The following is a 25,171-nucleotide window of genomic DNA, read 5'->3' as shown; positions in this document are numbered from 1 at the left end:
GAATGTATGTACTAATCGACCTTCTGAGCTGGGAGGACGCCCATGACCGCGCCCACCTCCGCCCCCCTCACGCCGTACGCCACCCTCCTCGGCTTCACCCGGTACGTCGACCGCACCGGGCCCACCAAGGCGAGCTTCGTCGGCGGGCTGCGCAAGCAGCGGGCCAGCCGGCACGGCTTCAACCCGCACGGCCAGTTCGTCAAGGCGCTCAAGGCCGACATCGCCTTCCACACCGGCGGCACCCACCTGGCCGGCGTGGCCGACGTGGTCAAGCCGCGCTGGCGTCCGCTCTACCAGGCGCTGGTGCCCGGCGCGACGGCCTGGCTGGAGTCGTTGGGCGAGCCGGCCGGCATCGACCTGGCGCAGACCCGCGACGCCCTCGCGATGCTCGGCGACCTACCCGTCAAGATCAACCCCCACTTCGGCATCCGGTACGCCGACGGTCACGCCGAGGCGGTCCGGCTGCACTTCGACGAGGCCCCGCCGAGCGAGGAGGCGGCCCTGGCCACCCTGCACCTGATGGCCCGACACATGGATGCGGTGTTGCCGCACGCCGAGCCGGTCCTGGTCGACGTCCGGCGGGGCGTGGCGCACCGGACGCCCGAGCACGTCAGGTCGGCCCAGGTCGAGCAGTGGCTGGCCGGTGAGGCCGCCGCCTTCCGCGCCATCTGGTCCACCGCCGCCTGACCCAGCTCGGGGAGCGCCGCTTTATTAATTGACATGAGTAATTGTATATGACAGATCGGGCGGCAGCGCCGCCGTCCGATCTGTCCGTCGTTGCAGACTTCCCCAAAGACGGCTCCGATCACCTGCCGAGGCGACCCGGCCCGTAGAGTGTTGCGGAAATCAGTTCCATCTATATCGATGCATAATGGCGCAGGGAAAACACCAGATCGAGCGGGGGTGGAATTTTCGATGAGTCACGTCCGGTTCCGCTACTTCGACGGGGCCGCCTCGATCCCACCGGACTTCGTCCACCGAATACGCACCGACCTGGCCCGGTCGATGCCCCGTCACCAGGTGGCCGACTACCTGACCACCAAACAGCACATCCTGCGGGAGAGCGACCACCTCGTCGCAGCCGAGACGACGAACGGGTGCGTCGGTCTCATCGCCGCCACCGCACGCGACTGCGACGGCCGGCCCTTCACCTACATCGAGACCCTGCTGGTCGCCGAGGAACAGCACGGGGGCACCGTCGCCTTCGGTCTCGTCGCCCGAATGTTCCGCGAGATCACCCGGCGGCTCGGTGACTTTCCGGAACTGGTCGCCATGAAGACCTACACGCCGAAGGCGTACGCGCTGATGCACCGGTTCACCGTCCACGACGACATCCGCTGCTATCCGTCCCTGGACGGCTCCGACCCCGACCAACTGCGGCACCTCGCCGGTCGGCTGGCCGCCGAACTGTCGCCGGAATGCCGGTTCGATTCCCGCACCGGGGTCGTCGTACACGGTGGCGGCACGGTCGGAAGCGACTTCTGGCGATACCGGCCGCGCTCCGGAAACCGCCGCGTCGACGACTTCTTCGCCGCCGAGGTCGGGGAGTTCGACCGGCTGCTGTGCCTGGTGCACGCCCCGACGCCGGCCGCCAGGACGGCACTCGCCACCGCACTACGCATCACCCTGACCCCGGCACCCCGACAGGAGATCGCGTGACTGACGTAACCATGTCCGCAGGTACGGCCCGGGACTGGCTGTCGGCCAGGGGATATCCCTTCACCGACAACGTCGAATTCCACCGTTCCGACGGCGAGTTCGACGGTGGCGGCCAGTTCGGCGTCGAGATCCCCGCGGTGAACTCGATGCGCGATCTGGAGATCATCGTCAAACTGCTCAACGACCAGGGGGTCCGGGTCACCCGATTCAACGAGACGTTGGGTTCCTTCCTGCTCTCGGACGCCGAACTGTCCGACATGTTCGCGCTGTGCCGGGAGAACGACCACGGCATCGTGATCAGCCTGGGCCCCCGACCTGAGTACGACACGAAGAGCGCCTTCTACCGCACCGGCTTCGGGTTGGAGATGGGCCGCCAGATCAACAACAGCGACGGCATCCGGGCCTGCGTGGCCGAGGCGCTCCGGCTCGCGGCGCTGGGCTGCCGGGGCATCACCGTCTATGACATCGGCGTGCTGCGGGTGCTCGCGGAGCTGCGCACCGACGGGCTGCTCCCGTCCGACCTGGTATTCAAGACGTCCAGCCACTGCATGCCGACGAATCCCTTCCTGGCCAGGATCTTCGCCGAGAACGGCGCCGACAGCATCACCCTGGCGCACGACCTGGGCCTGCCGATGATGCAGGAGATCCGGCGCCTCAACCCCGGGCTTCCGATGGACGTGCCCACCGACGTCTACCGCACCAAGGGCGGTTTCATCCGGTTCTACGAGTTGGCCGAGATCGTGCAGATCGCCGCGCCGGTCATGCTCAAGATGGGCGCGAGCGTCCAGGAGCACCCCTACGACCCGCCGAGCGAGACGCGGACCGCCGAGCGGGTCCGGCGCGTCGCCCGCGGGCTGGAAATGCTGGATCGTCACCTCCCCGACAAGGCCACCATCACCCGCCGCAGCCGGCAGTACGCGATTCCGGCTGCGCCATCCGACGAACGACAGGGGCCGGCAGCCAGATGACCAGGAACGAGCACGCCGAGTTCAAGCAGGAGGTCGACGAGCTGCTGCGAGAGATGGTGCAGCGGTTCTACCGCGAGGTCGAGGGCGCGGATCACCTGTTCCGGGCCAAGGACATCAACCTGGCCTACTACCAGCGACACGTCATCGAGATCATTCTCCGGCTCCGGATGAAGCGGTGGATCGACGCCCTGACGATCCACTACTTCACCAAGCACAACCCGGTGCTGGCCAAGAAGTGGTGTGCGTACACCGAGGACGAGATGTTGCACGACTCGATGTTCGCCAAGGACCTGGAACGGGTCGGGGTGAGCCGGGAGGAGATCTACTCGACCGAGCCGATGTTCTCCACCAAACTGCTCCAAGGCTACTTCTACTACGGGCTCGAACACGAGGGTCGCCCGCTGGCCTCGTTGTCCAGCTCCTACTTCATCGAGAACGTCTCGTTGATGACCCAGCCGGGCTGGATCGAGAATGTCGAGCAGGTCCTCGGCGCGGGCATGGCCAAGGGGCAGCAGGCGCACGTCAATCACGACCTGGAGGACGACCACACCGACTTCGTCTGGGACGTCCTCATGACGTTCGTGCACACCGACGACGACCGGCGTCGGGTGGTGGAACACATCACCAATGTGTACCGGCTCTTCTGCGCCTTCTACACCGAGCTGTACCACCGGACCGTACTCCAGCAGGACGGCGCATTCGCGGTGGTGAAAGCGCTGACCCGTCCGTGACGGGCGAATCGCCGTCGACGGATCTGTCGCCTCGGGCCGCCGGTGGCGGTGTTAGGGTCGCCCGAAGCTGACCGTCGGAGTGGGGCGGTCACGTCATCCGGTGACGTGACCGCCCCGCCACGTCGTTTCCGAGGAGAATGATCGCGATGGCCGTCACCGGCAACCGTCGTGCCGTCGTGTCCGTGCAGAGCCGGGAATGCAGTCCCGAGTTGTTGGAGCGGTTGAGCGGGTCGACGCTGTTTCCCGAGCGGCCGGTCGGGGCGACGATCGTCGCGGTGGTCTGCCGGGGCGGCGGCACGCTGCTGTATGTCACCGCCCCCCGGATGGTCGACGCCGATCGACAGGTGGAGTACTTCCTCGGCCTGTTGCCCGAGGACCGGGCCGAGGACCGGGCCGAGGACCGGGCCGAGGACCGGGCCGAAGATCGGGCCGAAGATCGGGCCGAAGATCGGGCCGAAGATCGGGCCGAAGATCGGGCCGAAGATCGGGCCGAGGACCGGGCCGAAGATCGGGCCGACGGGTCGCCGCCCCGCCGGGAGCGGGTCGTGATCGGCAGCCTCGACGACTCCTCCCCCCGGTGGCTGAGCGACAAGCTGCTCGACCCGACGAACGCCGAAGCCACGCGGTTACGCGCCGCCGTACGCGACTTCGTCACCACCGAGCGGCAGGCCGGCGCCGAGGTCGAGCTGAGCTACTTCGAACCGTCCCGTCACCTCCAGGACTACGCCACCGCGCTGGGCCTGCCCGGCGACCAGGCGGACGCCGACCACATCCCCCTCGGCACCAAGAGCGCCGGCCGCGCCATGTTCCGGACGATCGGGATCGACGTGCCGGCGGGCACCCCGCTGTGCCACGACGTCGGCGCGCTCGCCGAGGCGGTCGCGGATCTCGTGCTGGCCGGGCACCGCAGGCTGGTGCTCAAGCTGAGCAGCACCGCGTACGGCGCGGGGATGGGCAACGCGACCCTCGATCTGACCGACGTCACCGGCACCGACCGCGCCGGGGTGGTCCGCGCGGTGGCCGAGCGCCTGCCCGGCAGCCACCTCGTCGACGGCAAGCTGAGCTGGGCGGAGTTCGCCGCCCTGATCGCCCGCGCCGGCATCGTCGCCGAGGAGTTCGTCGAGGCCGACGAGTTGCGCAGCCCCAGCTTCCAGGGTCGGGTGACCCGCGGCGGTGACGTCGAGTGCGTCTCGACGCACGACCAGGTGCTCGGCGGGGTGGGGCTGACCTACGTCGGCAGTTCGTTCCCGGCCGACGCCGCCTACCGGGCGACGGTGGTGGAGTACGGCCTGCGGGTCGGCCGGTACCTCGTGGAGCGGGGCGTCACCACCGGCGACTACGGTGTCGACTTCATCGCCGCCCGCCGGGGTGACGCGTTCCAGGTGCTCGGCTGCGAACTGAACCTCCGCGCGACGGGGACCAGGCACGGTTTCGTGATGGCCAGTCAGTTGCTCGACACCCTGCCGGACGTCGACGGCCGCCTGTTCACCGATGCCCCCGAGGGCCGCTCGGAGCGGGTCTACCAGGCGTCCGACGCCATCACCGACCCCACGTTGGTGGGGATGACCCCGGGTCGGCTGATCGACGCCGTCGAGCGGTCGCCGCTGCGCTACGACCACGTCCGGCGCACCGGCACGGTGTTGCACATGCTCAGTGCGCTGCCCCGCTACGGCAAGTTCGGGGCGGTCTGCATCGGGCGGGACGCGGTGGAGGCGGCGGAGCTGATGCGCCGGACCCGCGACCTCGCGCTCGACGCGGCGGCCCGTCCCGCCTGAACGCGCCATGCCCCGCGCTCCTCGGCTGCCGGAGCGCCGGAGGCTCAGTCCTCCGAGGCGGCCCGGCTGGCCGGGACCGTCGGCATCGGCCACTGTCCGGTCCGCACGATCGCCGACGCATCCAGCCGCTGGTCGGCCCAGACGTAGCTGTCCGGCAGCAGGTCGGTCACCGGCAGTTTCCGCAGCGCGTCGATCGGCCCGACGATGACCTGGATGCCCGGGTGGTAGTCGAGCAGCACCTGCCGGCACCGTCCGCACGGCGGGAGCACCCCGCGCCCCCGGTCCCCCACGGCGACGATGGTCTCCAGCTCCGCTTCCCCCTGGGTGGCGGCGGCACCGAGGGCCACCAGTTCGGCGCAGGGGCCGCCGGTGAAGTGGGCGAGGTTCACCCCGGTGAACACCCGGCCGTCGGCGGTCCGGGCCGCCGCGGCGACGCTGTGGTTGTCGCTGCGGCAGCGCAGCTTGGCGACCGCCGTGGCGGCCTGGACCAGTGCGCGGTCGGTGTCCAGCATCGTCGTCGTCGTGGTCATCCGGCAGCCCCCCGTGTCGCGTCGTCCGGCGGTCAGCGTAGCCCGGCGGCGGCCGGTTTCCCGGGCAGCGCTCCGGCGGACGTGACCGCGTCTGATCCGGTCGGCACGACGCGGCCTGCTCCACCCGGTCCCGCCGCCCGCAGCGCCACGACCTGCGCCGCAGCGGCCGGCAGGGACCCCGCGCCCCATCCGGGCGGGCCGGCACGGAGCACCCCGACCAGGGGGCGGACCGGGCCACCGTGGGGCGGTGGGGAGCCGCGCGGCGGGCCGGGAGGGGTAACCCGGGGGCGATCCGGCGGCGGGCTGCCTATCCTTGGCGACGACATGCAGAATCCAGCCGCCTCCGATCCCGCCGCACCCGCCGACGCCGTGACCGTCCGTGAGCTGCACCGCCGCCTCACCCCGCTGATGTTCCGCGACCAGCGCCGCCTCCAGCGTCGGCTGGACGGGGTCCGCAAGCTGCGCGACCCGCAGCGGCACGCCGAGGCGTTGGCCGAGGTCGCCGGGGACGTGTCCCGGGCGGAGGCCCGGCTGGCCACCCGGCGGGCCGCCGTGCCGACCATCACCTACCCGGCGCAGTTGCCGGTCAGCGAGCGCCGCGACGACATCGCCGCCGCGATCCGTGACCACCAGGTGGTGATCGTGGCCGGTGAGACCGGCTCCGGCAAGACCACCCAGCTGCCCAAGATCTGCCTGGAGCTGGGGCGGGGGATCACCGGGCTGATCGGGCACACCCAGCCCCGCCGGTTGGCCGCCCGGACGGTCGCCGACCGGATCGCCGAGGAACTCGGCACCGAGTTGGGCGACGTGGTGGGTTACAAGGTGCGCTTCACCGACCAGGTGAGCGACCGCAGCCTGGTCAAGCTGATGACCGACGGCATCCTGCTGGCCGAGTTGCAGACCGACCGGATGCTGCGCCAGTACGACACCCTGATCATCGACGAGGCGCACGAGCGCAGCCTCAACATCGACTTCATCCTCGGCTACCTGCGCCAACTGCTCCCCCGCCGCCCCGACCTCAAGGTGGTCATCACCTCGGCGACGATCGAGACCGCCCGGTTCGCCGAGCACTTCGCCGACGCCGACGGCCGGCCCGCGCCGGTCGTCGAGGTCTCCGGGCGGACGTACCCGGTCGAGGTGCGCTACCGGCCGCTGGTCGAGGTCGACGGGGGCGACGACGACGGGGGCGACGACGAGGAGAACGTCCGCGACCAGATCCAGGCGATCGGCGACGCGGTGCAGGAGTTGGCCGCCGAGGGGCCGGGCGACATCCTGGTCTTCCTCAGCGGCGAGCGGGAGATCCGGGACACCGCCGAGGCGCTGGGCAAGCTGACCCAGTCGAAACGCTCGCTGCTGGGCACCGAGATCCTGCCGCTCTACGCCCGGCTGTCGGCCGCCGAGCAGCACCGGGTCTTCGCCGCCCACCCCGGACGCCGGGTGGTGCTCGCCACGAACGTCGCGGAGACCTCGCTGACCGTGCCCGGCATCAAGTACGTGGTGGACCCGGGATCGGCCCGGATCTCCCGCTACTCCAGCCGGCTGAAGGTGCAGCGGCTGCCCATCGAGCCGGTCTCCCAGGCGTCGGCCAACCAGCGCAAGGGCCGCTGCGGCCGGACCTCCGACGGCATCTGCATCCGGCTCTACGACGAGCAGGACTTCGCCTCCCGGCCGGAGTTCACCGACCCGGAGATCCTGCGGACCAACCTGGCCTCGGTCATCCTCCAGATGACCGCGATCGGCCTCGGTGACCTCGCCGCATTCCCGTTCATCGACCCACCGGACCGGCGCAACATCACCGACGGGGTCAACCTGCTGCACGAGCTGGGCGCGTTGGACCCGACCGAGGCCGACCCGGACCGGCGGCTCACCCCGCTGGGCCGGCGGCTGGCCCAGCTCCCGGTCGACCCCCGGCTGGCCCGGATGGTCATCGAGGGCGAACGCAACGGCTGCGCCACCGAGGTGCTGGTGATCGCCGCCGCGCTGTCGATCCAGGACCCCCGGGAGCGGCCGGCGGAGAAGCAGGCCCAGGCCGACCAGGCGCACGCCCGGTTCGCCGACTCCGAATCCGACTTCGTGTCGTTCCTCAACCTCTGGCGTTACCTGCGTGAGCAGCAGCGGGAGCTGTCCTCCAGCGCCTTCCGCCGGATGTGCCGGGCGGAATACCTCAACTACCTGCGGGTTCGCGAGTGGCAGGACATCGTCGCCCAGTTGCGCCAGGTGCTGCGTACCCCGGAACAGGGTGACGGGCGGCGGGGTCGGCGGGGCGCGGCGCAGGCCCCGCCCGACGGTGGCCGGCGCGGCCCGGCCGCCGACCTGCCGGAGGAGATCGACACCCCGAAGGTGCACCAGTCGCTGCTGCCCGGCCTGCTGTCGCACATCGGGCTCAAGGACGCCCAGAAGCACGAGTACCTGGGCGCCCGGGGGGCGAAGTTCGCGGTCTTCCCCGGCTCGGCGCTGTTCAAGAAGCCGCCGCGCTGGGTGATGGCCGCCGAGCTGGTGGAGACCTCCCGGCTGTGGGGCCGGGTCGCCGGGCGGGTCGAGCCGGAGTGGGTGGAGCCGCTGGCCCAGCACCTGGTCAAGCGCAGCTACAGCGAGCCGCACTGGGAGAAGAAGCAGGCCGCCGTCATGGCCTACGAGAAGGTCACCCTGTACGGCGTCCCGCTGGTCACCTCCCGCAAGGTCAACTTCGGGCGGATCGACCCGGCGCTGAGCCGGGAGCTGTTCATCCGGCACGCCCTGGTCGAGGGGGACTGGCAGACCCACCACCCGTTCTGGCGGGACAACGAGAAGCTCCGCACCGAGATCGAGGAGCTGGAGAACCGGGCCCGCCGCCGGGACATCCTGGTCGACGACGAGAGCATCTTCGCCTTCTACGACCAGCGCATCCCCGCCGACGTGGTCTCCGGTCGACACTTCGACTCCTGGTGGAAGAAGGCCCGTCACGAGCAGCCCGACCTGCTCACCTTCACCCGGGAGCTGCTGGTCAACGCCGGGCGCGGCGGGGTCGACGAGGGTGACTTCCCGGACGAGTGGCAGGCCGACGGGGTGACCCTGCCGCTGACGTACACCTTCGACCCGACCGCGCCCACCGACGGCGTCACCGTCGACATCCCGCTGCCGCTGCTCAACCAGGTGCCGGCGGAGAGCTTCGACTGGCAGGTGCCGGGGCTGCGCGAGGAGCTGGTGATCGCGCTGATCCGGTCGCTGCCCAAGCCGATCCGGCGCAACTTCGTCCCGGTGCCGGACCACGCCCGCGCGGCGCTCGCCGCGATCACCCCCGGCGAGGAGCCGCTGCTGGACGCGCTCAGCCGGCAGCTGCGCCGGATGACCGGGGTGACCGTCCCCCGGGAGGCGTGGGAGCCGGCGAAGCTGCCGCCGCACCTGCGGGTGACGTTCCGGGTGATCGGTGACGCCGACAAGCCGGTCGCCGAGGGCAAGGACCTGCCGGCCCTGCAACGTCAGCTCCGCCAGGAGGTACGCCAGGTGGTGGCCGCCGCCGCCCCCGAGCTGGCCCGGACCGGGCTGACCGGGTGGAGCATCGGCACCCTGCCCCGCACCATCGAACAGGTCCGGGCCGGCTACGCGGTGACCGCCTACCCGGCGCTGGTCGACGAGGGCACCACGGTCGGGGTGAAGGTCTTCGACTCCGAGGCCGAGCAGGCCGCCGCGCACTGGGCGGGCACCCGGCGGTTGCTGCGGCTGACCGTGCCGTCACCGGCGCAGTTCCTCCAGGGGCGGCTGAGCAACGAGGCGAAGCTGGCGCTGAGCCGCAACCCGCACGGTGGGGTGCAGCAGCTCATCGCCGACGCCGCCGGGGCCGCCATCGACAAGTTGATCGCCGACGCGGGCGGGCCGGCCTGGGACGCCGACGGCTTCGCCGCGCTGCGTGACCGGGTCCGCGCCGACCTGGTCGACACGGTGGTGGAGGTGATGGGCCGGGTCCGCCAGGTGCTCGCCGCGGCGTACGCGGTGGAGCAGCGGCTCGGCGCGACCCGCAACCTGGCGGTGGTGGCCGCCCTCGCCGACCTGCGTCAGCAGCTCACCGGCCTGGTGCACGACGGTTTCGTCACCGAGACCGGCTACGCGCGCCTGCCCGACCTGCTGCGCTACCTGACCGCGATGGAGCGCCGACTGGACCGGTTGGCCGCCAACCCGCAGCGGGACAAGTCCCAGCAGGACCGGATCGCCACGGTGCAGAAGGAGTACCGGGACCTGGTGGCCGGGCTGCCCCCGGCCCGCCGTGCCTCGGCCCCGGTGCGGCAGATCCGCTGGATGATCGAGGAGCTGCGGGTGAACGTCTTCGCCCAGGCCCTGGGCACCCCGTACCCGGTCTCCGAGCAGCGCATCTACCGCGCGATGGACGACGCCGAGGCCCGCTGATCACGGCAGCGGCTCCACGCCCGGGGGCAGGTCGCTGCTGCTGGTGGCCGCGTGCACGTAGTCGAGCAGGATGCGGCGCAGTTCCCGCCCGGCGTGGGTGGGGACGACGTCGCGGCGGCGGGCCACCGCGATGGTCCGGCGCACGCCGGGCGGGGCGAGCCGGGTGACCCGGATGCCGGGGCGGCGGCTGACCACGATGCCCGGCACCAGGGCGATGCCCAGTCCGGCCTCGACGAAGCTGAGCACCGCGTCCATCTCCCCACCGTCGACCGAGAAGGTGGGCTCGAAGCCGGCCTCCCGGCACGCCTGGATGGTGGCGTCGCGCAGGTCGTAGCCCTCGCGGAACATCACCAGCGGTTGGTCACGCAGGTCGGTGATCCGCACCTCGCCGCTGACCAGCGCAGCGGGCAGCGGGTCCACCGAGGCGATCACCAGGCTCTCCCGCAGGATCGGGTCGACCCGCAGCCCGGGGTCGGCCCCCTGGGCCGGCATGATGATCAGGGCGAGGTCGAGGTCGCCGCGCAGCAGGTCCCGGACCAGGTCCTGCGAGCCGCCCTCCTCGACCCGCAGGTCGACGGCGGGGTGGGCGTCGCGGAACCGGCGCAGCACCGGCGGGGCGAGCGAGGTGGCCAGGCTGGGGGTGGCCCCCAGCCGGACCCGGCCCCGGCGCAGGCCGACCAGCTCCTGCACCTCCCGGGTGGCGGTGTCGACGTCGGCGAGGATCCGCTTGGCCAGCGGCAGCAGCACCTCACCGGCGGCGGTCAGGGTGATGTTGCCCCGTACCCGTTCGAACAGCGGGGCGCCGAGGTCGGTCTCCAGGGCGTGAACTTGCTTACTCAACGACGGCTGGGTTATGCCGACGATGTCGGCGGCTTGGGTGAAATGTCGTACTTCCGCCACCGCGACGAAGTACTTCAGCTGATGGAGCTGCATCTTCATAGCTTATGGCTATCGAGACTGCGAGGTCGATGCATTGGACGACTGATCGCAGGGCTCCTAGCGTCGGTCAGGTGGTAATCACGAAAACTCGGTCGCCCATCCGCTCGAACGTCGGCCTCAAGGCCGTCATGGCGGTGACGGGCATCCTGCTGGTGCTGTTCCTCGTCGCCCACATGCTCGGCAACCTCAAGGTGTTCACCGGCGAGACCTCGTTCGACCACTACGCCCACTGGCTACGCGACATCGGCAAGCCGCTGCTGCCGGGGGTGTGGTTCCTGTGGATCCTGCGGACCGCGCTGGTGGTGGCGGTGCTCGGACACATCTGGGCGGCGACCGTGCTGGCCGTACGGGCCCGCGCCGCCCGCCCGGTGCGCTACGCCCACCGCAAGAAGGTCCAGGGCAGCTACGCCGCCCGCACCATGCGCTGGGGCGGAGTGATCATCCTGCTCTTCGTGATCTACCACCTCCTGGACCTGACCACCGGCACCCTGAACCCGGTCGGCGACGCCAGCAACCCGTACGGCAACGTGGTCGCCGACTTCGCCCCGCACCGCTGGTACGTGACGCTCTTCTACACCCTGGCGATCGTCACCGTCGGCTTCCACCTGCGGCACGGGGTGTTCTCCGCGTTGCGCAGCCTCGGCCAGCAGACCCCCCGGGGGGAGCGGCGGGCCCGCACCGCTGCGCTGGTCTTCGCCGTGGTGCTCTGCGTCGGCTACCTGGTGGTTCCGTTCGCCGTACTCACCGGATTGGTGTCCTGACATGGAACTCTTCACCGAGGGCGAGCCGCTCGCCGACCCGAAGGCTCCCGACGGCCCGGTCGAGAAGCGCTGGGAGACCCGCCGCTTCGAGGCCAAGCTGGTCAACCCGGCGAACCGGCGCAAGATGACGGTGATCGTGGTGGGCACCGGCCTGGCCGGTGGCTCCGCCGCCGCCACCCTCGCCGAGCAGGGCTACCGGGTCCGCAGCTACTGCTACCAGGACAGCCCGCGCCGGGCGCATTCGATCGCCGCGCAGGGCGGCATCAACGCCGCCAAGAACTACCGCAACGACGGCGACTCGGTGCACCGGCTCTTCTACGACACCGTCAAGGGCGGCGACTTCCGCTCCCGCGAGTCGAACGTGCACCGGCTCGCCGAGGTGTCGGTCAACATCATCGATCAGTGCGTCGCCCAGGGCGTCCCGTTCGCCCGCGAGTACGGCGGACTGCTGGACACCCGCTCCTTCGGCGGCGCGCAGGTGCAGCGCACCTTCTACGCCCGGGGGCAGACCGGCCAGCAGTTGCTGCTCGGCGCGTACCAGGCCCTGGAGCGGCAGATCGGCCTGGGCAACGTGGAGATGCACACCCGGCACGAGATGCTGGAGCTGGTCGTCGTGGACGGCCACGCCCGGGGCATCGTCGTCCGGGACATGGTCACCGGTGAGATCAGCACCGAGATGGCCGACGCGGTGGTGCTCGCCTCCGGCGGCTACGGCAACGTCTTCTACCTCTCCACCAACGCCAAGGGCTGCAACGTCACCGCCAGCTGGCGGGCGCACCGCAAGGGCGCGTACTTCGCCAACCCCTGCTACACCCAGATCCACCCGACCTGCATCCCGGTCTCCGGCGACCACCAGTCCAAGCTGACCCTGATGAGCGAGTCGTTGCGCAACGACGGCCGGGTCTGGGTGCCGCAGCACAAGGACGACGACCGCGCCCCCCGGGACATTCCCGAGGACGAGCGGGACTACTACCTGGAGCGGATCTACCCCTCCTTCGGCAACCTGGTCCCCCGGGACATCGCCTCCCGGGCCGCCAAGAACGTCTGCGACGAGGGGCGGGGCGTCGGCCCGACCAAGCTCGGGGTCTACCTCGACTTCGCCGACGCGATCGACCGGCTCGGCCGCAAGGCCATCGAGGCCAAGTACGGCAACCTGTTCGAGATGTACGAGCGGATCACCGGCGAGGACCCGTACCAGGTGCCGATGCGGATCTATCCGGCCGTGCACTACACGATGGGCGGGCTCTGGGTCGACTACGACCTCCAGTCGACCATCCCCGGCCTGTTCGTGATCGGCGAGGCGAACTTCTCCGACCACGGCGCGAACCGGCTCGGCGCGTCGGCGCTGATGCAGGGCCTGGCCGACGGGTACTTCGTGCTGCCCACCACCATCGCCCACTACCTGGCGTCCGGGCCCCGGGAGAAGGTCGACGCCAGCCACCCGGCGGCGGTGCAGGCCCGGCGCGAGGTGGAGGACCGGATCGCCCGGCTGCTGGCCGTCGACGGCGACCGGACGGTGGACTCGTTCCACCGGGAGCTGGGCCAGATCATGTGGGAGCACTGCGGGATGGAGCGCTCCGAGGCCGGGCTGCGCAAGGCCATCGACGAGATCCGGGCGCTGCGCGAGCAGTTCTGGCAGCGGGTCCGGGTGCCGGGCGACGGCGAGGGGCTCAACCAGTCGTTGGAGAAGGCCGGCCGGGTCGCCGACTTCTTCGAGCTGGCCGAGCTGATGTGTGTCGACGCCCTGCACCGTGAGGAGTCCTGCGGCGGCCACTTCCGGGCCGAGCACCAGACCCCCGACGGTGAGGCGCAGCGCGACGACGACCGGTTCGCCTACGTGGCGGCCTGGGAGTACACCGGCACCGGTGAGCCGGCCGTGCTGCACAAGGAAGACCTGACCTTCGAGTACGTCCACCCCACGCAGCGGAGCTACAAGTGAACCTGACCCTGCGCATCTGGCGTCAGTCCGGCCCCCAGGACAAGGGGCGGATGGTGACCTACCCGGTCGACGACGTCTCCCCCGACATGTCGTTCCTGGAGATGCTCGACGTGCTCAACGAGCGGCTGATCCTCGCCGGGGAGGAACCGGTCGCGTTCGACCACGACTGCCGCGAGGGCATCTGCGGCATGTGCGGCTTGATGATCAACGGGGACGCGCACGGCCCCCAACGCGGCACCACCGCCTGCCAGCTGCACATGCGGCAGTTCTCCGACGGCGAGACGATCGACATCGAGCCGTGGCGGGCCCGCGCCTTCCCGGTGATCAAGGACCTGGTGGTCAACCGGAACGCCTTCGACAAGATCATCGCGGCCGGTGGCTACATCACCGCGCCGACCGGCAGCGCCCCCGAGGCGCACGCCGCCCCGGTGGCCAAGGCCAACGCCGACGCCGCCTTCGAGTCCGCCGCCTGCATCGGCTGCGGCGCCTGCGTGGCGGCCTGCCCGAACGGCTCCGGCATGCTCTTCACCGCCGCCAAGGTCACCCAGCTCTCGCTACTGCCGCAGGGCCAGCCGGAGCGCTACACCCGGGTGATCGGCATGGTCGACGCGCACGACGAGGCCGGCTTCGGCGGCTGCACCAACGCCGGCGAGTGCACGGCGGTCTGCCCCAAGGGCATCCCGCTGAACACCATCGGCCGGCTCAACCGGGACTACCTCACCGCCACCGCCAAGCGCGGCGACACCCCCGGCTCCTGACCCCCCGCTCCACCACGACCGCCGCACCCCGACCCCGGGGATGCGGCGGTCGCCGTCTTCCCCCGGCGCGGCAGTCGCCGTCTTCCCCCTGGCGCGCGGCCGGTCTCTTCCCCCTGGCGCGCGGTCGCCGTCTTCCCCTGGGTGCGCGGCGGGCGGTGCGGCGCGGGCAACGCGTACGCCGCCGGTTCAAGCGCCCCTGCCGGGGTAGCAGACCCGTCGACGGCACCGAGAGGGGACATCAGCGATGAAGGCACTGACCTGGCACGGCAAGCGCGACGTCCGGGTGGACGAGGTCCCGGACCCCCGGATCGAAGCGCCGACGGACGCGATCGTCCGGATCACCTCAACCGCGATCTGCGGCTCCGACCTGCACCTGTACGAGGTGCTCGGGCCGTACCTGAAGCCCGGTGACATCCTCGGGCACGAGCCGATGGGCATCGTCGAGGAGGTCGGCTCCGGGGTGACCCGGCTCAAGCCCGGCGACCGGGTGGTCGTCCCGTTCAACATCGCCTGCGGACACTGCTGGATGTGCGAGCGGCAGCTCTTCGCCCAGTGCGAGACGACCCAGGTGACCGCCGAGGGCAAGGGCGCGTCGCTGTTCGGCTACACCTCGCTCTACGGTTCGGTCCCCGGCGGCCAGGCCGAGTACCTGCGGGTCCCGCAGGCCCAGTTCGGCCCGATCACCATCCCGCAGACCGGCGCCGACGAGCGCTACCTCTATCTCAGCGACATCCTGCCCACCGCCTGGCAGGCGGTGAAGTACGCCGACACCCCGCCCGGCGGCACCCTGGCCGTGTTCGGGCTCGGCCCGGTCGGGCAGTTCTGCGCCCGGATCGGCCGGCACCTCGGGGCGGGCCGGGTGATCGGCCTGGACCTGGTGCCCGAGCGGCTGGAGATGGCCCGTCGGCACGGCATCGAGACGCTCGACGTCAGCCAGCTCGACGACGTCCCCGGCGCGCTGGTCGACCTGGTCGACGGGCGCGGCCCGGACGCGGTGATCGACGCGGTCGGAATGGAGGCGCACGGCTCCACCAGCGGCAAGCTGGCCCAGCACGCCGCCGGGCTGCTGCCGGACAAGCTGGCCGAGAAAATGATCGACAAGGCCGGTGTGGACCGGTTGACCGTGCTGAAGGCCGCCCTCAAGGCGGTGCGGCGCGGCGGCACCGTCTCGATCTCCGGGGTCTACGGCGGTGAGGTGGACCCGATGCCGCTGATGGAGATGTTCGACCGGGGCATCCAACTGCGGATGGGCCAGTGCCACGTGCGGCGGTGGACCGACGAGATCCTGCCGCTGCTGTCCGGCGACGACGACCCGCTGGGCGTGGAGGACCTGCGGACCCACCGGGTGCCACTGGTCGACGCGCCGAAGGCGTACGAGATGTTCCAGAAGAAGGAGGACGGCTGCGTCAAGGTCGTGCTCGCTCCGTGAGTCGGGTGGTGGTGGTCACCGGGGCCACCGGCGGCATCGGCCGCGCGGCGGCCCGGGAGTTCGCCGGGCGCGGGGACCGACTGGTCCTCGCCGCCCGCTCCCCCACCAACCTGGCCGACGTACGCCGGGAGTGCCGTGCGGCCGGCACGGCGTCGGCGACGGTGATCCGGCACCCACGGAGAGGCCCGCTCACCTAGAGTGGTGACCCGGAGACGGCACCGGGTATCGCTCGACGGGAGAGACGTGACCAGCAGGGTGAACCGCAGGACCGCGCTGGGACTCGGCACGGCGGCCACGGCCGGGGCGGTGCTCGGCGGCGCACCGGCACCGGCCGCCGCCCGCCCCGGCAAGTCCGCTGCCGTCGCCGCGAGCCCCGAACTCGTCGCCCCGAGGATCGCCGCGGCCTTCCAGCGGGAGAAGGCGCTGACCGGGGGCAACTGGCAGGTCCATCTCAGCCTGGAGAACGGTGCCACCCCGTTGGTCGCGGTGTCCGAGTCCGCCGACCGGCGGGTCGAGGCGTACAGCGTCAACAAGATCGCGGTGGCCGTCGCGGTGCTCGACAGGATCGACCGGGGGCTGCTCACCCTCGACCAGCGGGTCGAGGTGGCCGCCTCGACCGTGGTGCCCGGCGGGGACGGCATCTTCGTCCTGGACACCGCCTACCCCAGTGCGGTGACCGTGGGGCACGTGCTGGCCAACCTGCTCACCGTCTCCGACGACACCGCCTCGCGGCTCTGCGGCCTGGTCTGCCCCGCCGCCGAGATCAACCGCACCCTGGTCGCCAAGGGCTTCCCCAACACCCAGGTGCAGCCGCTGTCCGAACCCCACCGCTTCTATCTCGGCACCAGCACCGCCCGGGAGATGCACGCGCTGCTGCGCGCCCTGGTCGCCGGCACGCTGCTCTCGCCGTCGTCGACCGCCCTCGTGCTCAAGCTGCTGCGCGCCCCGGTCGCCTTCACCGACGGCATCCGGCGCACCATGTCCTCGGCGGAACGGGCCCGGGTGGCCACCAAGGCGGGCTGGTTCGTCGACGCCCGGCACGAGGCCGGTGTGGTATTCGACACCACCGGGGCGGCCGTGCTGACCTATGTGCTCTTCGCCGACGGCCAGGCCGACCGGGACAACTTCGGCGCCACCCACCCGGTGGTGCAGGCCCGGGCCCGACTCGGCCGGTTCTTCCTGGACGCCACCGCGCAGCTCAGGGGCACCGCCGACGCGCCCCGGCACCGGGTGGCCCGGCAGCGGCCCCGCAACGGCGGCTGACCACCCCGACGTCCACCCCTCCCACCGCCCGACGGCCGGGCCGGTCACCCCGACCGGCACCGGCCCCGCCGCCTCCCTCCGTCCGCCCCGCCGCCGGACGGACCGTGCGGCGGCGTGGGCGCAACGGGCCGGTGATGGCTACCGTGTACTGCGGGGACACCGGCGAGGGGGACACGGATGCGGCAACCAGCGGAACGCACGGTCGAGCGGACGCGCGGCGGACGACTGTGGCAGGTGGCGGGGTTGGCCGCGATCGCCGGCCTGGCCTGGACGGCGCGGGACGTGCCGGCGGCGCTGGGCGGCCGACTGACCGGCGCACGTGCGCAACGGGCGGCCCGCTCGGCGCAGTTCCGCGACGGGACCTTCCACAACCGGGTCGCCATCCGCACCATGCCCGGCGGCGACTCCGGCCGCAACCTGCTCCGGGAGCTGCTCTTCGGCCAGCAGCGTCGCCGCCCCACCGCCCCGGTCCCGCTGGTGCGGCCCGCCCCGGCCCCGACGACCGACGTCGACCGGGAGCTGAACATCGTCTGGTACGGCCACGCCTCGACGCTGATCGAGATCGAGGGGCACCGGGTCCTGATCGACCCGGTGTGGAGCGACCGCTGTTCGCCGTCCGCGGCGGTGGGCCCGAAGCGGCTGCACGAGCCGCCGGTACGCCTCGACGAGCTGCCCACCGTCGACGCGATCCTGATCTCCCACGACCACTACGACCACCTCGACATGGCCACCGTCCGGGAGCTGGCCCGCCGGCAGTCTGCGCCGTTCCTGGTGCCGCTCGGCGTCGGCGCGCACCTCGACCGGTGGGGGGTGCCGGCCGACCGGATCATCGAGCTGGACTGGTCGCAGGGGCACCGGGTCGGCGGCCTGGAGATCACCGCCACCGCCGCCCAGCACTTCTCCGGCCGGGGGCTACGGCGGGACGGCACGCTGTGGAGTTCGTGGGTGGTCGCCGGGGCGCACCGGAAGGTCTTCTACACCGGCGACTCGGGCTACTTCGACGGGTACGCCGAGATCGGTGCCGCGCACGGGCCGTTCGACGCGACGCTGATGCAGATCGGCGCGTACGACCGGGCCTGGCCGGGCATCCACATGTTCCCGGAGGAGGCGGTCACCGCCCACCTCGACCTGCGCGGTGACCTTCTCGTCCCGGTGCACTGGGCGACGTTCAACCTGGCCCTGCACGACTGGTCCGAGCCGGTGGACCGGCTCTGGGCCGAGGCCAAGGCGCGCGGCGTGCGGCTGGCGGTGCCCCGTCCCGGCGAGCGGGTGGTGGCCGACGACCCGCCGGCGGTCGACGGCTGGTGGCAGACGATCGCCTGAGGATCGCCGTGGCCGGGGCGCCCCGGCCGGCGGGCAGCCCCACCTGCACGCCCCGGCCGGGGCGCGCCGCGGATCAGCATGAACGGCTCTGCGGCGGCGCAGGACACCGGCGCGGGGTCGCGGCACCCTACCGGAACGTCCACTCATTGACTACCGTGGACGTCTGCCGTACTCGAGCGGGGGGCGAGTCATGCGCTGGCGACCTTCGTTGATCTGGAAGGCGGCGCTGCCCCTCACCTGCTCCGTAGTCTCGGGTCTGCTCGTCGAGACCCTGAACCTGCCCCGCTGGTGGGGGTGGGTCCTCGTCCCGGCGACCCTGCTGCTCGCCGTGCCACTGATCAGAGGGGAGCTGCAGCGCCAGGAGACTGTCGGTCTTCCCACCGTCACCGACCTGCCGGCGCTCGCTGACAGCCTGGCCGTCGCGGCGCGAGCCGAGTGTGCACGGGAGCGAGCGCACCATCGCTCCGATGATCCGTTGCCCCTGCCGGTGTCATGGCAGCCGGCCGAGTCACGTCTGGTCGACCAGCCGGCAAACGTACGCGGAACACGGCTGGGGAGGCGCACGACCAGGTTGAACCTCGCCGGCACGTTGCATCAGATCGCCAAGGTCTACGCCCGGATACCCTCCGGACGGCTGGTCATCCTCGGCAGGGCCGGGGCCGGCAAAACCGTTCTCGCCAGTGAGTTGCTCAGCCAACTTCTCGATGACCGCCAAACCGGCGAACGGGTGCCGGTGATGTTCGCCCTCCACTCGTGGAACCCGAATGCGGAACTGAAGGTGTGGCTCGCCGAGCAGCTCGCGCGGCGCGTTCCCGCGCTCTCCGCCCCGTTCGAGGCGGCGATAAGCCGGGATGGGCAGATCAGCCGAGCTGCGGCAATGCTGGACGCCGGCCTGATCCTGCCGATCCTCGACGGCTTCGACGAGATCAATCCCGGGCTGCGCGAGCAGGCGATGCGGCAACTCAACCGGACCGCAGGACTCGCCCTCATCCTGACCAGCCGCGGCGACGAATACTGCAAGGCTGTCAAGCGGAGCGGGGTGCTCTCCCGCGCTGAGGGCATCGTGCTCGACGACCTCGACCTGAGCACGATCGAGGAGTATCTGCCCCGTACCACCAACCGCCTCGTGCCCGGCACCGGGAACGGAATCTGGCAACCGGTCCTCGCCCGGCTGCGCCAACAGCCCGACGACCCCGCTGCGGCGGTGTTGCGGGAGGTTCTCCAGACGCCTCTGATGGTGTTCCTGGCGCGCGCCAACTACTGCGACACGGGGTCGGAAGACCCGGCGGAACTCCTCGACGCGCAGCGGTTTCCGACGCACGAGGCGGTCGAGGAGCACTTGATAGCCGCCTATCTCCCGGCCGTCTATCGTCGGCAGTCACCCCGGGGCCCGCACTGGCGCCCCGACCGGGCACACCGGTGGCTGGTCTATCTCGCCGCCCACCTCGAAGCCCAGCAGACCACCGACCTGGCCTGGTGGCAGTTGCGCGACAGCGTTCCGCAGCGTGAACGGATCAGCTTCCTCAACTGGGGTTGGAACGGTGCGCTGATCGTGGCTACCGCGATGACGGGACTGGTGACGGGGAGCATGGTCTTCGCGGCTTCCAACATGTTCCTCCCGGGCAACCTGATCATCCTCGTCCAGAGGCGATGGGTGCGGGGCACCTCTCCGGTCCCACAGGCCAAGCGGATTCAGCTCAACCTCCGCGAGTTGAACTTCGCCATGGCGCACGGAGCAGCCGCAGGGATCCCGGCGGCACTGTTCCTGACCGGCATCGCGTCAGAGACCACCCTCGGGATAGTGGCCGGGATCGGAGTCGGCACCGCCGTGACACTCGGGATTGCGTTCGGCATCCCACGCCCGGCCGACCAGACCTGGGCGGCCAGCGTCACCGATTCGCTGTCCGCCGATCGTGTCCACACCCTTCGCCCGACACTCATGGGCGGACTCGGCATCATGCTCGCGATGGGGGTCGTCGGCGGCGGCGTCTTCCGCTACGGCGTTACCGCTGGTGTCGTGATAGGCCTCGCGGCAGCGCTCGTGATCGGTCCGGCGCTGATCCTGCCCTACGCGTGGGGTCAATGGTTGCTGCTGGTGAGGGGGTATCTGGCGATCACCCGCCGCCTGCCCTGGCGGTCAGTCGCATTCCTGCAGGACGCCTACCAACGCGGCGTCCTGCGCCAGGCCGGCGCCGTCTACCAGTTCCGGCACAGCCGGCTGCAGACCTACCTGGCCCAGCAGTCCACGCGAGCGGCGTCACCGTCACAACGGCAACCCGCTCGCCGCTAACCGCCCCGCCCGCGAGGCGGTCGGCCAGCAACCGGACCGCCCTCCACCGCACCCGTCGATCAGGGGAGATTCACGTGCTGGTCTCGTGGCTCAGTGGTGATCCGCGCCGAAGACCTCGACGACGATCACCACGGGACCCGCGCTCTCAGAGCACGAAGGCGTCGGTCCACAGCGCCCCGGAGCGACCGGACAGGACGTCCAGCATCGCCACCGCCTGACCGTCGGTGAGCTGGGCGACGAAGTCGACGATGGCCCGGCCCCGGGCCCGCCCGATCCGGTCCGGGGTACGCGGGTGCAGCTCCGCCTCGGCCAGCTCCACCAGGTCGGGCAGCCGGCGGGGCAGCCGCGACTCCTCCTCGGGGTCGAGCAGCCACTGCCAGAGCGCGTCGACCAGGGTGTCCAGCAGTCGGGCCTGACCCCGCTGGTGCAGGGCCAGGTCGGGGCGGGCCAGCACGAAGCGGTGGTGGACGAACTTGAGCACCTGCACCTCGTGCCACTGCGCCTGGGCCAGCAACACGTGGCCGGAGCGTACGTGCGGGGAAGCGGTCACCGTGATCGCGTCGACCAGCCGGGTGGTCCACCGGGCCGAGAACCGGGCCACGTACTGCTCCGCCTCGATCGAACCGTCGAAGGGCAGCGCCAGCAGCCCGTCCACCAACTCCTCACGGACGTGCTCGACGGCGGCGGCGAACGCGTCGTCGTCGGCGATCCAGGCGTCTTTGCGGTGCAGCTGCCGGCGCAGCGCCTCGATCGCCGAGCCGGGACGGCGGGCGGCACCGGCCAACGCCGGGTCGGTGACCGCGCGCAGGTGCCCGCCCTCGCGCTGCCAGGCCATCAGCTCGGCGGCGACGGCGCCCTGCTGGAGCACCCCCACCCGATAGAAGTCCTCCACGTCGTGGATGGCGTACGCGATGTCGTCGGCGGTGTCCATCACCGACGCCTCGACGGTCTGCTGCCACTCGGCGATCCGCCCGGCGAACGGCGCGCGGGCCTGCCGCAGGTCGGCGAGCTCGGTGCCGTACGCGCCGAACTTCACCGAGCCGCTGCCCGGGTCGTCCGGCGGGGCGGCGGCACCACGGGGGGCGGGACGCAGGTGCCGGGGGTGCGGGTCGGGGTGGTCCAGCCGGGTCCACGGGTATTTCAGCATCGCCGCCCGGACGGCGGCGGTCAGGTCGAGACCGGTGGTGGCGGCCCCCCGGATCTCGGTGCTGGTGACGATCCGGTACGACTGGGCGTTGCCCTCGAACCCGTCGGCCAGCCCGAGCCGCTGCCGGGCCAGCCGGTCCAGCACCCGCTCCCCCAGGTGCCCGAACGGCGGGTGACCGAGGTCGTGGGCGAGGGCGGCGGCCTCCACCACGTCCGGGTCGCAGCCGCCCAGCTTGTCCAGCAGGTCCCGCTGGGTCGGGTCGGCGGTCAACCGCTCGGCGATCGCCCTGGCCACCTGGGCCACCTTGAGACTGTGGGTGAGCCGGTTGTGCACCAGCAGCCCGGAGCCGACCGGGCTGATCACCTGGGTCACCCCGCCGAGCCGGGCGAAGAAGGGTGAGGCGACGATCCGGTCCCGGTCGGCCCGGAACGGGCTCGCGGCGAGGTCACCGAGGGCTCGGGCGCTGCCGCCGAAGAGCCGGCGGGCACGCCGATCCGCAGGTTGTTCCATGATCGCCACGCTAGCGCAGCGGACCGACCGGCCGCGGCGGCTCGCACCGGGTCACCGGCGGGGGTGGCGCGCGGCGTCGGGGGTGGGCGGCAGAATGCACCAGGGAACCCGAAACGAAGGCGGATCAACATCGTGACCCAGTCAGTCCATCAGCGGATCGCCGACGAGCTCGGCGTCGCCGAGCGCCAGGTGCGGGCGGCCGTGGAGCTGCTCGACGGCGGCGCGACCGTGCCGTTCATCGCCCGCTACCGCAAGGAGGCCACCGGCCTGCTCGACGACGCCCAGCTGCGCACCCTGGAGGAGCGGCTGCGCTACCTGCGGGAGCTGGACGAGCGGCGGGCCGCGGTACTGGAGTCGATCCGCAGCCAGGGCAAGCTGGACGAGGCGTTGGAAGCGCAGCTCATGGCGGCCGACTCGAAGTCCCGGCTGGAGGACATCTACCTGCCCTACAAGCCGAAGCGGCGGACCCGGGCGCAGATCGCCCGGGAGGCCGGGCTGGAGCCGCTGGCCGAGGCGCTGCTCGCCGATCCCGGCCAGGACCCCCGGGAACGCGCCGCCGGGTTCGTCGACGCCGGGCGCGGGGTGGCCGACGTCGCCGCCGCGTTGGAGGGCGCGCGGGCCATCCTCATCGAGCGGTTCGCCGAGGACGCCGACCTGATCGGCACCCTGCGTGAGCAGATGTGGTCGCGGGGCCGGCTGGTCGCCCGGGTACGCGACGGGCAGCAAGCCGCTGGCGCGAAGTTCGCCGACTACTTCGACTTCGCCGAGCCGTACCCGAAGCTGCCCTCACACCGCATCCTGGCGATGTTCCGGGGGGAGAAGGAGGGCGTGCTCGACCTCACCATGGCCCCCGACGCCGAGGAGGACCCGGACGCCCCGCCCACCGGCCCGACCCGCTACGAGGCGGCCATCGCGGGGCGGTTCGGGGTCACCGACGCGGGCCGGCCCGGCGACCGGTGGCTGGCCGACACGGTGCGCTGGGCCTGGCGTACCCGGATTCTGATCCACCTCGGCGCGGACCTGCGGATGCGGCTGTGGCAGGCCGCCGAGGAGGAGGCCGTCCGGGTCTTCGCCACCAACCTGCGCGACCTGCTGCTCGCCGCCCCCGCCGGCAGCCGCACCACCATGGGTCTCGACCCGGGCCTGCGCACCGGGGTGAAGGTGGCGGTGGTGGACGCCACCGGCAAGGTGGTCGCCACCGACACGATCTATCCGCACGAGCCGCGCCGGCAGTGGGATGCCTCGATCGACACGCTGGCGAAGCTGGCCGGGGCGCACGGGGTGGAGCTGGTGGCGATCGGCAACGGCACCGCCAGCCGGGAGACCGACAAGCTCGCCGGTGAGCTGATCACGCGGCACCCGCAGCTCGGCCTGACCAAGGTGATGGTCTCCGAGGCCGGCGCATCGGTCTACTCCGCCTCCGCGTACGCCTCACAGGAACTGCCCACGTTGGACGTGTCGCTGCGCGGCGCGGTCTCCATCGCCCGACGGCTCCAGGATCCGCTGGCCGAGCTGGTCAAGATCGACCCGCGTTCGATCGGGGTCGGGCAGTACCAGCACGACCTGTCCGAGGTGAAGCTCTCCCGCTCGCTGGACGCGGTGGTGGAGGACTGCGTCAACGGCGTCGGGGTGGACGTCAACACCGCCTCCGCTCCCCTGCTGACCCGGGTCTCCGGCATCGGTGCCGGGCTGGCGGAGAACATCGTGCTGCACCGGGACGCCAACGGGCCGTTCCGCACCCGCGCCGAGTTGAAGAAGGTGGCCCGGCTCGGTCCGAAGGCGTTCGAGCAGTGCGCCGGCTTCCTGCGCATCCCCGGCGGCACCGACCCGCTCGACTCGTCCAGCGTGCACCCGGAGGCGTACCCGGTGGTGCGCCGCATCCTGACCACTACCGGGCAGGACCTGCGCTCGCTGATCGGCAAGTCGGCCATCCTGCGCGGGCTGCGGGCCACCGACTTCGTCGACGACACCTTCGGTCTGCCCACCGTCACCGACATCCTCGCCGAGCTGGAGAAGCCCGGCCGGGACCCGCGACCGGAGTTCCGCACCGCCACCTTCGTCGAGGGGGTGGAGAAGATCAGCGACCTCACCCCCGGGATGCTGCTGGAGGGCGTGGTCACCAACGTGGCCGCCTTCGGCGCGTTCGTCGACGTGGGCGTGCACCAGGACGGCCTGGTGCACGTCTCGGCGATGTCGCACACCTTCGTCAAGGACCCGCGCGACGTGGTGAAGTCCGGTGACGTGGTCCGGGTCAAGGTGCTCGACATCGACGTGCCGCGCAAGCGGATCTCGTTGACCCTGCGGTTGGACGACGAGGCGGCGGGGGCCGGCCGGGCCGACGCCGACCGGCCGCACCGGGGCGAACCGGGCCGGGCCGGCCAGGGCCGCGGCGACCGAGGCCAGGGCGGTCAAGGTCAGGGCGACCGAGGCCAGGGCGGCCAGGGGCGGAGCGGTCAGGGACGCGGCGGGCAAGGTCAGCCCGGACAGGGCCAGGGTGGTCAGGGACGCGGCGGACAGGGCCAGGGTGGCCAGGGGCGCGGCGGGCAGGGGCGGAGCGGTCAGGGACGCGGCGGACAAGGTCAGCCCGGACAGGGCCAGGGTGGTCAGGGACGCGGCGGACAGGGACGCCAGGGGCGCGACAGCGGTGGGCCGCCCGCCGACAGCGCGATGGCCGACGCCCTCCGGCGGGCCGGCCTGCTCTGAGGCCGGCCCGCCGGAGGCTGCTCGGCGGCCTACTGTCCACGGTGGATCTGCCGACCGCCGTGGCCC

18 protein-coding genes are annotated in these 25,171 nt (G+C 71.7%); 15 read left to right on the top strand and 3 right to left on the bottom strand.

Features of this window, described 5'->3' with window-relative positions:
- Window positions 1-42 precede the first annotated feature (42 nt).
- The 5 genes from ACQP1S_RS10235 to ACQP1S_RS10215 all read left to right on the top strand — a co-directional run bounded on the left by ACQP1S_RS10235 (window position 43) and on the right by ACQP1S_RS10215 (window position 5,133).
- A complete protein-coding gene (locus tag ACQP1S_RS10235) occupies window positions 43-687 on the top strand; it encodes a hypothetical protein (protein WP_432905602.1) in 645 nt (214 codons plus the stop codon).
- 228 nt (window positions 688-915) lie between these two features.
- The gene (locus ACQP1S_RS10230; RefSeq protein ID WP_432905599.1) at window positions 916-1,659 is read left to right on the top strand and encodes a hypothetical protein; all 744 of its coding nucleotides are present in this window, start codon (window positions 916-918) and stop codon (window positions 1,657-1,659) included.
- On the top strand, window positions 1,656-2,627 hold the full coding sequence (locus ACQP1S_RS10225) for a hypothetical protein (protein ID WP_432905596.1): 972 nt from the start codon (window positions 1,656-1,658) through the stop codon (window positions 2,625-2,627). Before ACQP1S_RS10230 ends, ACQP1S_RS10225 begins: the two co-directional genes overlap by 4 nt.
- On the top strand, window positions 2,624-3,358 hold the full coding sequence (locus tag ACQP1S_RS10220; protein ID WP_432905593.1) for an iron-containing redox enzyme family protein: 735 nt from the start codon (window positions 2,624-2,626) through the stop codon (window positions 3,356-3,358). Before ACQP1S_RS10225 ends, ACQP1S_RS10220 begins: the two co-directional genes overlap by 4 nt.
- 146 nt (window positions 3,359-3,504) lie before the next feature.
- On the top strand, window positions 3,505-5,133 hold the full coding sequence (locus ACQP1S_RS10215; protein WP_432905590.1) for a peptide ligase PGM1-related protein: 1,629 nt from the start codon (window positions 3,505-3,507) through the stop codon (window positions 5,131-5,133).
- A gap of 44 nt (window positions 5,134-5,177) precedes the next feature.
- Here ACQP1S_RS10215 and ACQP1S_RS10210 read toward each other — a convergent pair whose 3' ends face one another.
- On the bottom strand, window positions 5,178-5,663 hold the full coding sequence (locus tag ACQP1S_RS10210; protein WP_432905587.1) for a cytidine deaminase family protein: 486 nt from the start codon (window positions 5,661-5,663) through the stop codon (window positions 5,178-5,180).
- Window positions 5,664-5,987: 324 nt separating this feature from the next.
- On the opposite strand from ACQP1S_RS10210, the gene hrpA reads away from it, so the two are divergent.
- On the top strand, window positions 5,988-10,043 hold the full coding sequence (gene hrpA, locus ACQP1S_RS10205) for an ATP-dependent RNA helicase HrpA (protein WP_432905585.1): 4,056 nt from the start codon (window positions 5,988-5,990) through the stop codon (window positions 10,041-10,043).
- Here hrpA and ACQP1S_RS10200 read toward each other — a convergent pair whose 3' ends face one another.
- On the bottom strand, window positions 10,044-10,982 hold the full coding sequence (locus ACQP1S_RS10200) for a LysR family transcriptional regulator (RefSeq protein WP_091246649.1): 939 nt from the start codon (window positions 10,980-10,982) through the stop codon (window positions 10,044-10,046).
- 128 nt (window positions 10,983-11,110) lie between these two features.
- Here ACQP1S_RS10200 and ACQP1S_RS10195 point away from each other — a divergent pair, with 128 nt between their 5' ends.
- The 8 genes from ACQP1S_RS10195 (at window position 11,111) to ACQP1S_RS10160 (ending at window position 20,745) form a co-directional block, all read left to right on the top strand.
- Complete coding sequence (locus ACQP1S_RS10195; protein WP_432907945.1) at window positions 11,111-11,743, top strand: succinate dehydrogenase cytochrome b subunit; 633 nt, start codon at window positions 11,111-11,113, stop codon at window positions 11,741-11,743.
- 1 nt (window position 11,744) lies between these two features.
- Window positions 11,745-13,682 (top strand): fumarate reductase/succinate dehydrogenase flavoprotein subunit, encoded by a 1,938-nt coding sequence (locus tag ACQP1S_RS10190; RefSeq protein ID WP_432905581.1) that lies wholly within the window; start codon window positions 11,745-11,747, stop codon window positions 13,680-13,682.
- The gene (locus ACQP1S_RS10185; RefSeq protein WP_420118520.1) at window positions 13,679-14,440 is read left to right on the top strand and encodes a succinate dehydrogenase/fumarate reductase iron-sulfur subunit; all 762 of its coding nucleotides are present in this window, start codon (window positions 13,679-13,681) and stop codon (window positions 14,438-14,440) included. The genes ACQP1S_RS10190 and ACQP1S_RS10185 overlap by 4 nt, the downstream gene beginning before the upstream one ends.
- 244 nt (window positions 14,441-14,684) lie before the next feature.
- On the top strand, window positions 14,685-15,869 hold the full coding sequence (locus tag ACQP1S_RS10180) for a zinc-dependent alcohol dehydrogenase (RefSeq protein ID WP_432905578.1): 1,185 nt from the start codon (window positions 14,685-14,687) through the stop codon (window positions 15,867-15,869).
- Window positions 15,866-16,066: an SDR family NAD(P)-dependent oxidoreductase gene (locus ACQP1S_RS10175; RefSeq protein ID WP_432905576.1), complete on the top strand. Its 201-nt coding sequence runs from the start codon at window positions 15,866-15,868 to the stop codon at window positions 16,064-16,066. Before ACQP1S_RS10180 ends, ACQP1S_RS10175 begins: the two co-directional genes overlap by 4 nt.
- Before the next feature lie 46 nt (window positions 16,067-16,112).
- Window positions 16,113-17,132: a serine hydrolase gene (locus tag ACQP1S_RS10170; protein ID WP_432905573.1), complete on the top strand. Its 1,020-nt coding sequence runs from the start codon at window positions 16,113-16,115 to the stop codon at window positions 17,130-17,132.
- A gap of 177 nt (window positions 17,133-17,309) precedes the next feature.
- Entirely contained in the window at window positions 17,310-18,455 is a 1,146-nt protein-coding gene (locus ACQP1S_RS10165) for an MBL fold metallo-hydrolase (RefSeq protein WP_432905571.1), read from the top strand.
- A 190-nt stretch (window positions 18,456-18,645) separates the two neighbouring features.
- A complete protein-coding gene (locus tag ACQP1S_RS10160; RefSeq protein ID WP_432905568.1) occupies window positions 18,646-20,745 on the top strand; it encodes an NACHT domain-containing protein in 2,100 nt (699 codons plus the stop codon).
- Between the two features lie 145 nt (window positions 20,746-20,890).
- Here the strand turns inward: ACQP1S_RS10160 and ACQP1S_RS10155 are convergent, their stop codons facing one another.
- Window positions 20,891-22,402 carry a deoxyguanosinetriphosphate triphosphohydrolase family protein gene (locus ACQP1S_RS10155; protein WP_432905566.1) on the bottom strand — a complete coding sequence of 504 codons (1,512 nt, stop codon included), beginning with the start codon at window positions 22,400-22,402 and terminating at the stop codon, window positions 20,891-20,893.
- 132 nt (window positions 22,403-22,534) lie between these two features.
- Here ACQP1S_RS10155 and ACQP1S_RS10150 point away from each other — a divergent pair, with 132 nt between their 5' ends.
- Window positions 22,535-25,105, top strand: a complete 2,571-nt coding sequence (locus tag ACQP1S_RS10150) for a Tex family protein (RefSeq protein WP_432905563.1) — start codon at window positions 22,535-22,537, stop codon at window positions 25,103-25,105.
- Window positions 25,106-25,171 lie beyond the last annotated feature (66 nt).

This window comes from Micromonospora matsumotoense (genome assembly GCF_050951065.1).
GTDB classification, from domain to species: Bacteria; Actinomycetota; Actinomycetes; order Mycobacteriales; family Micromonosporaceae; genus Micromonospora; species Micromonospora matsumotoensis.
The sequence above is the reverse complement of the archived record's forward strand: the minus strand, read 5'-3'. Positions and strand labels throughout refer to the sequence as shown.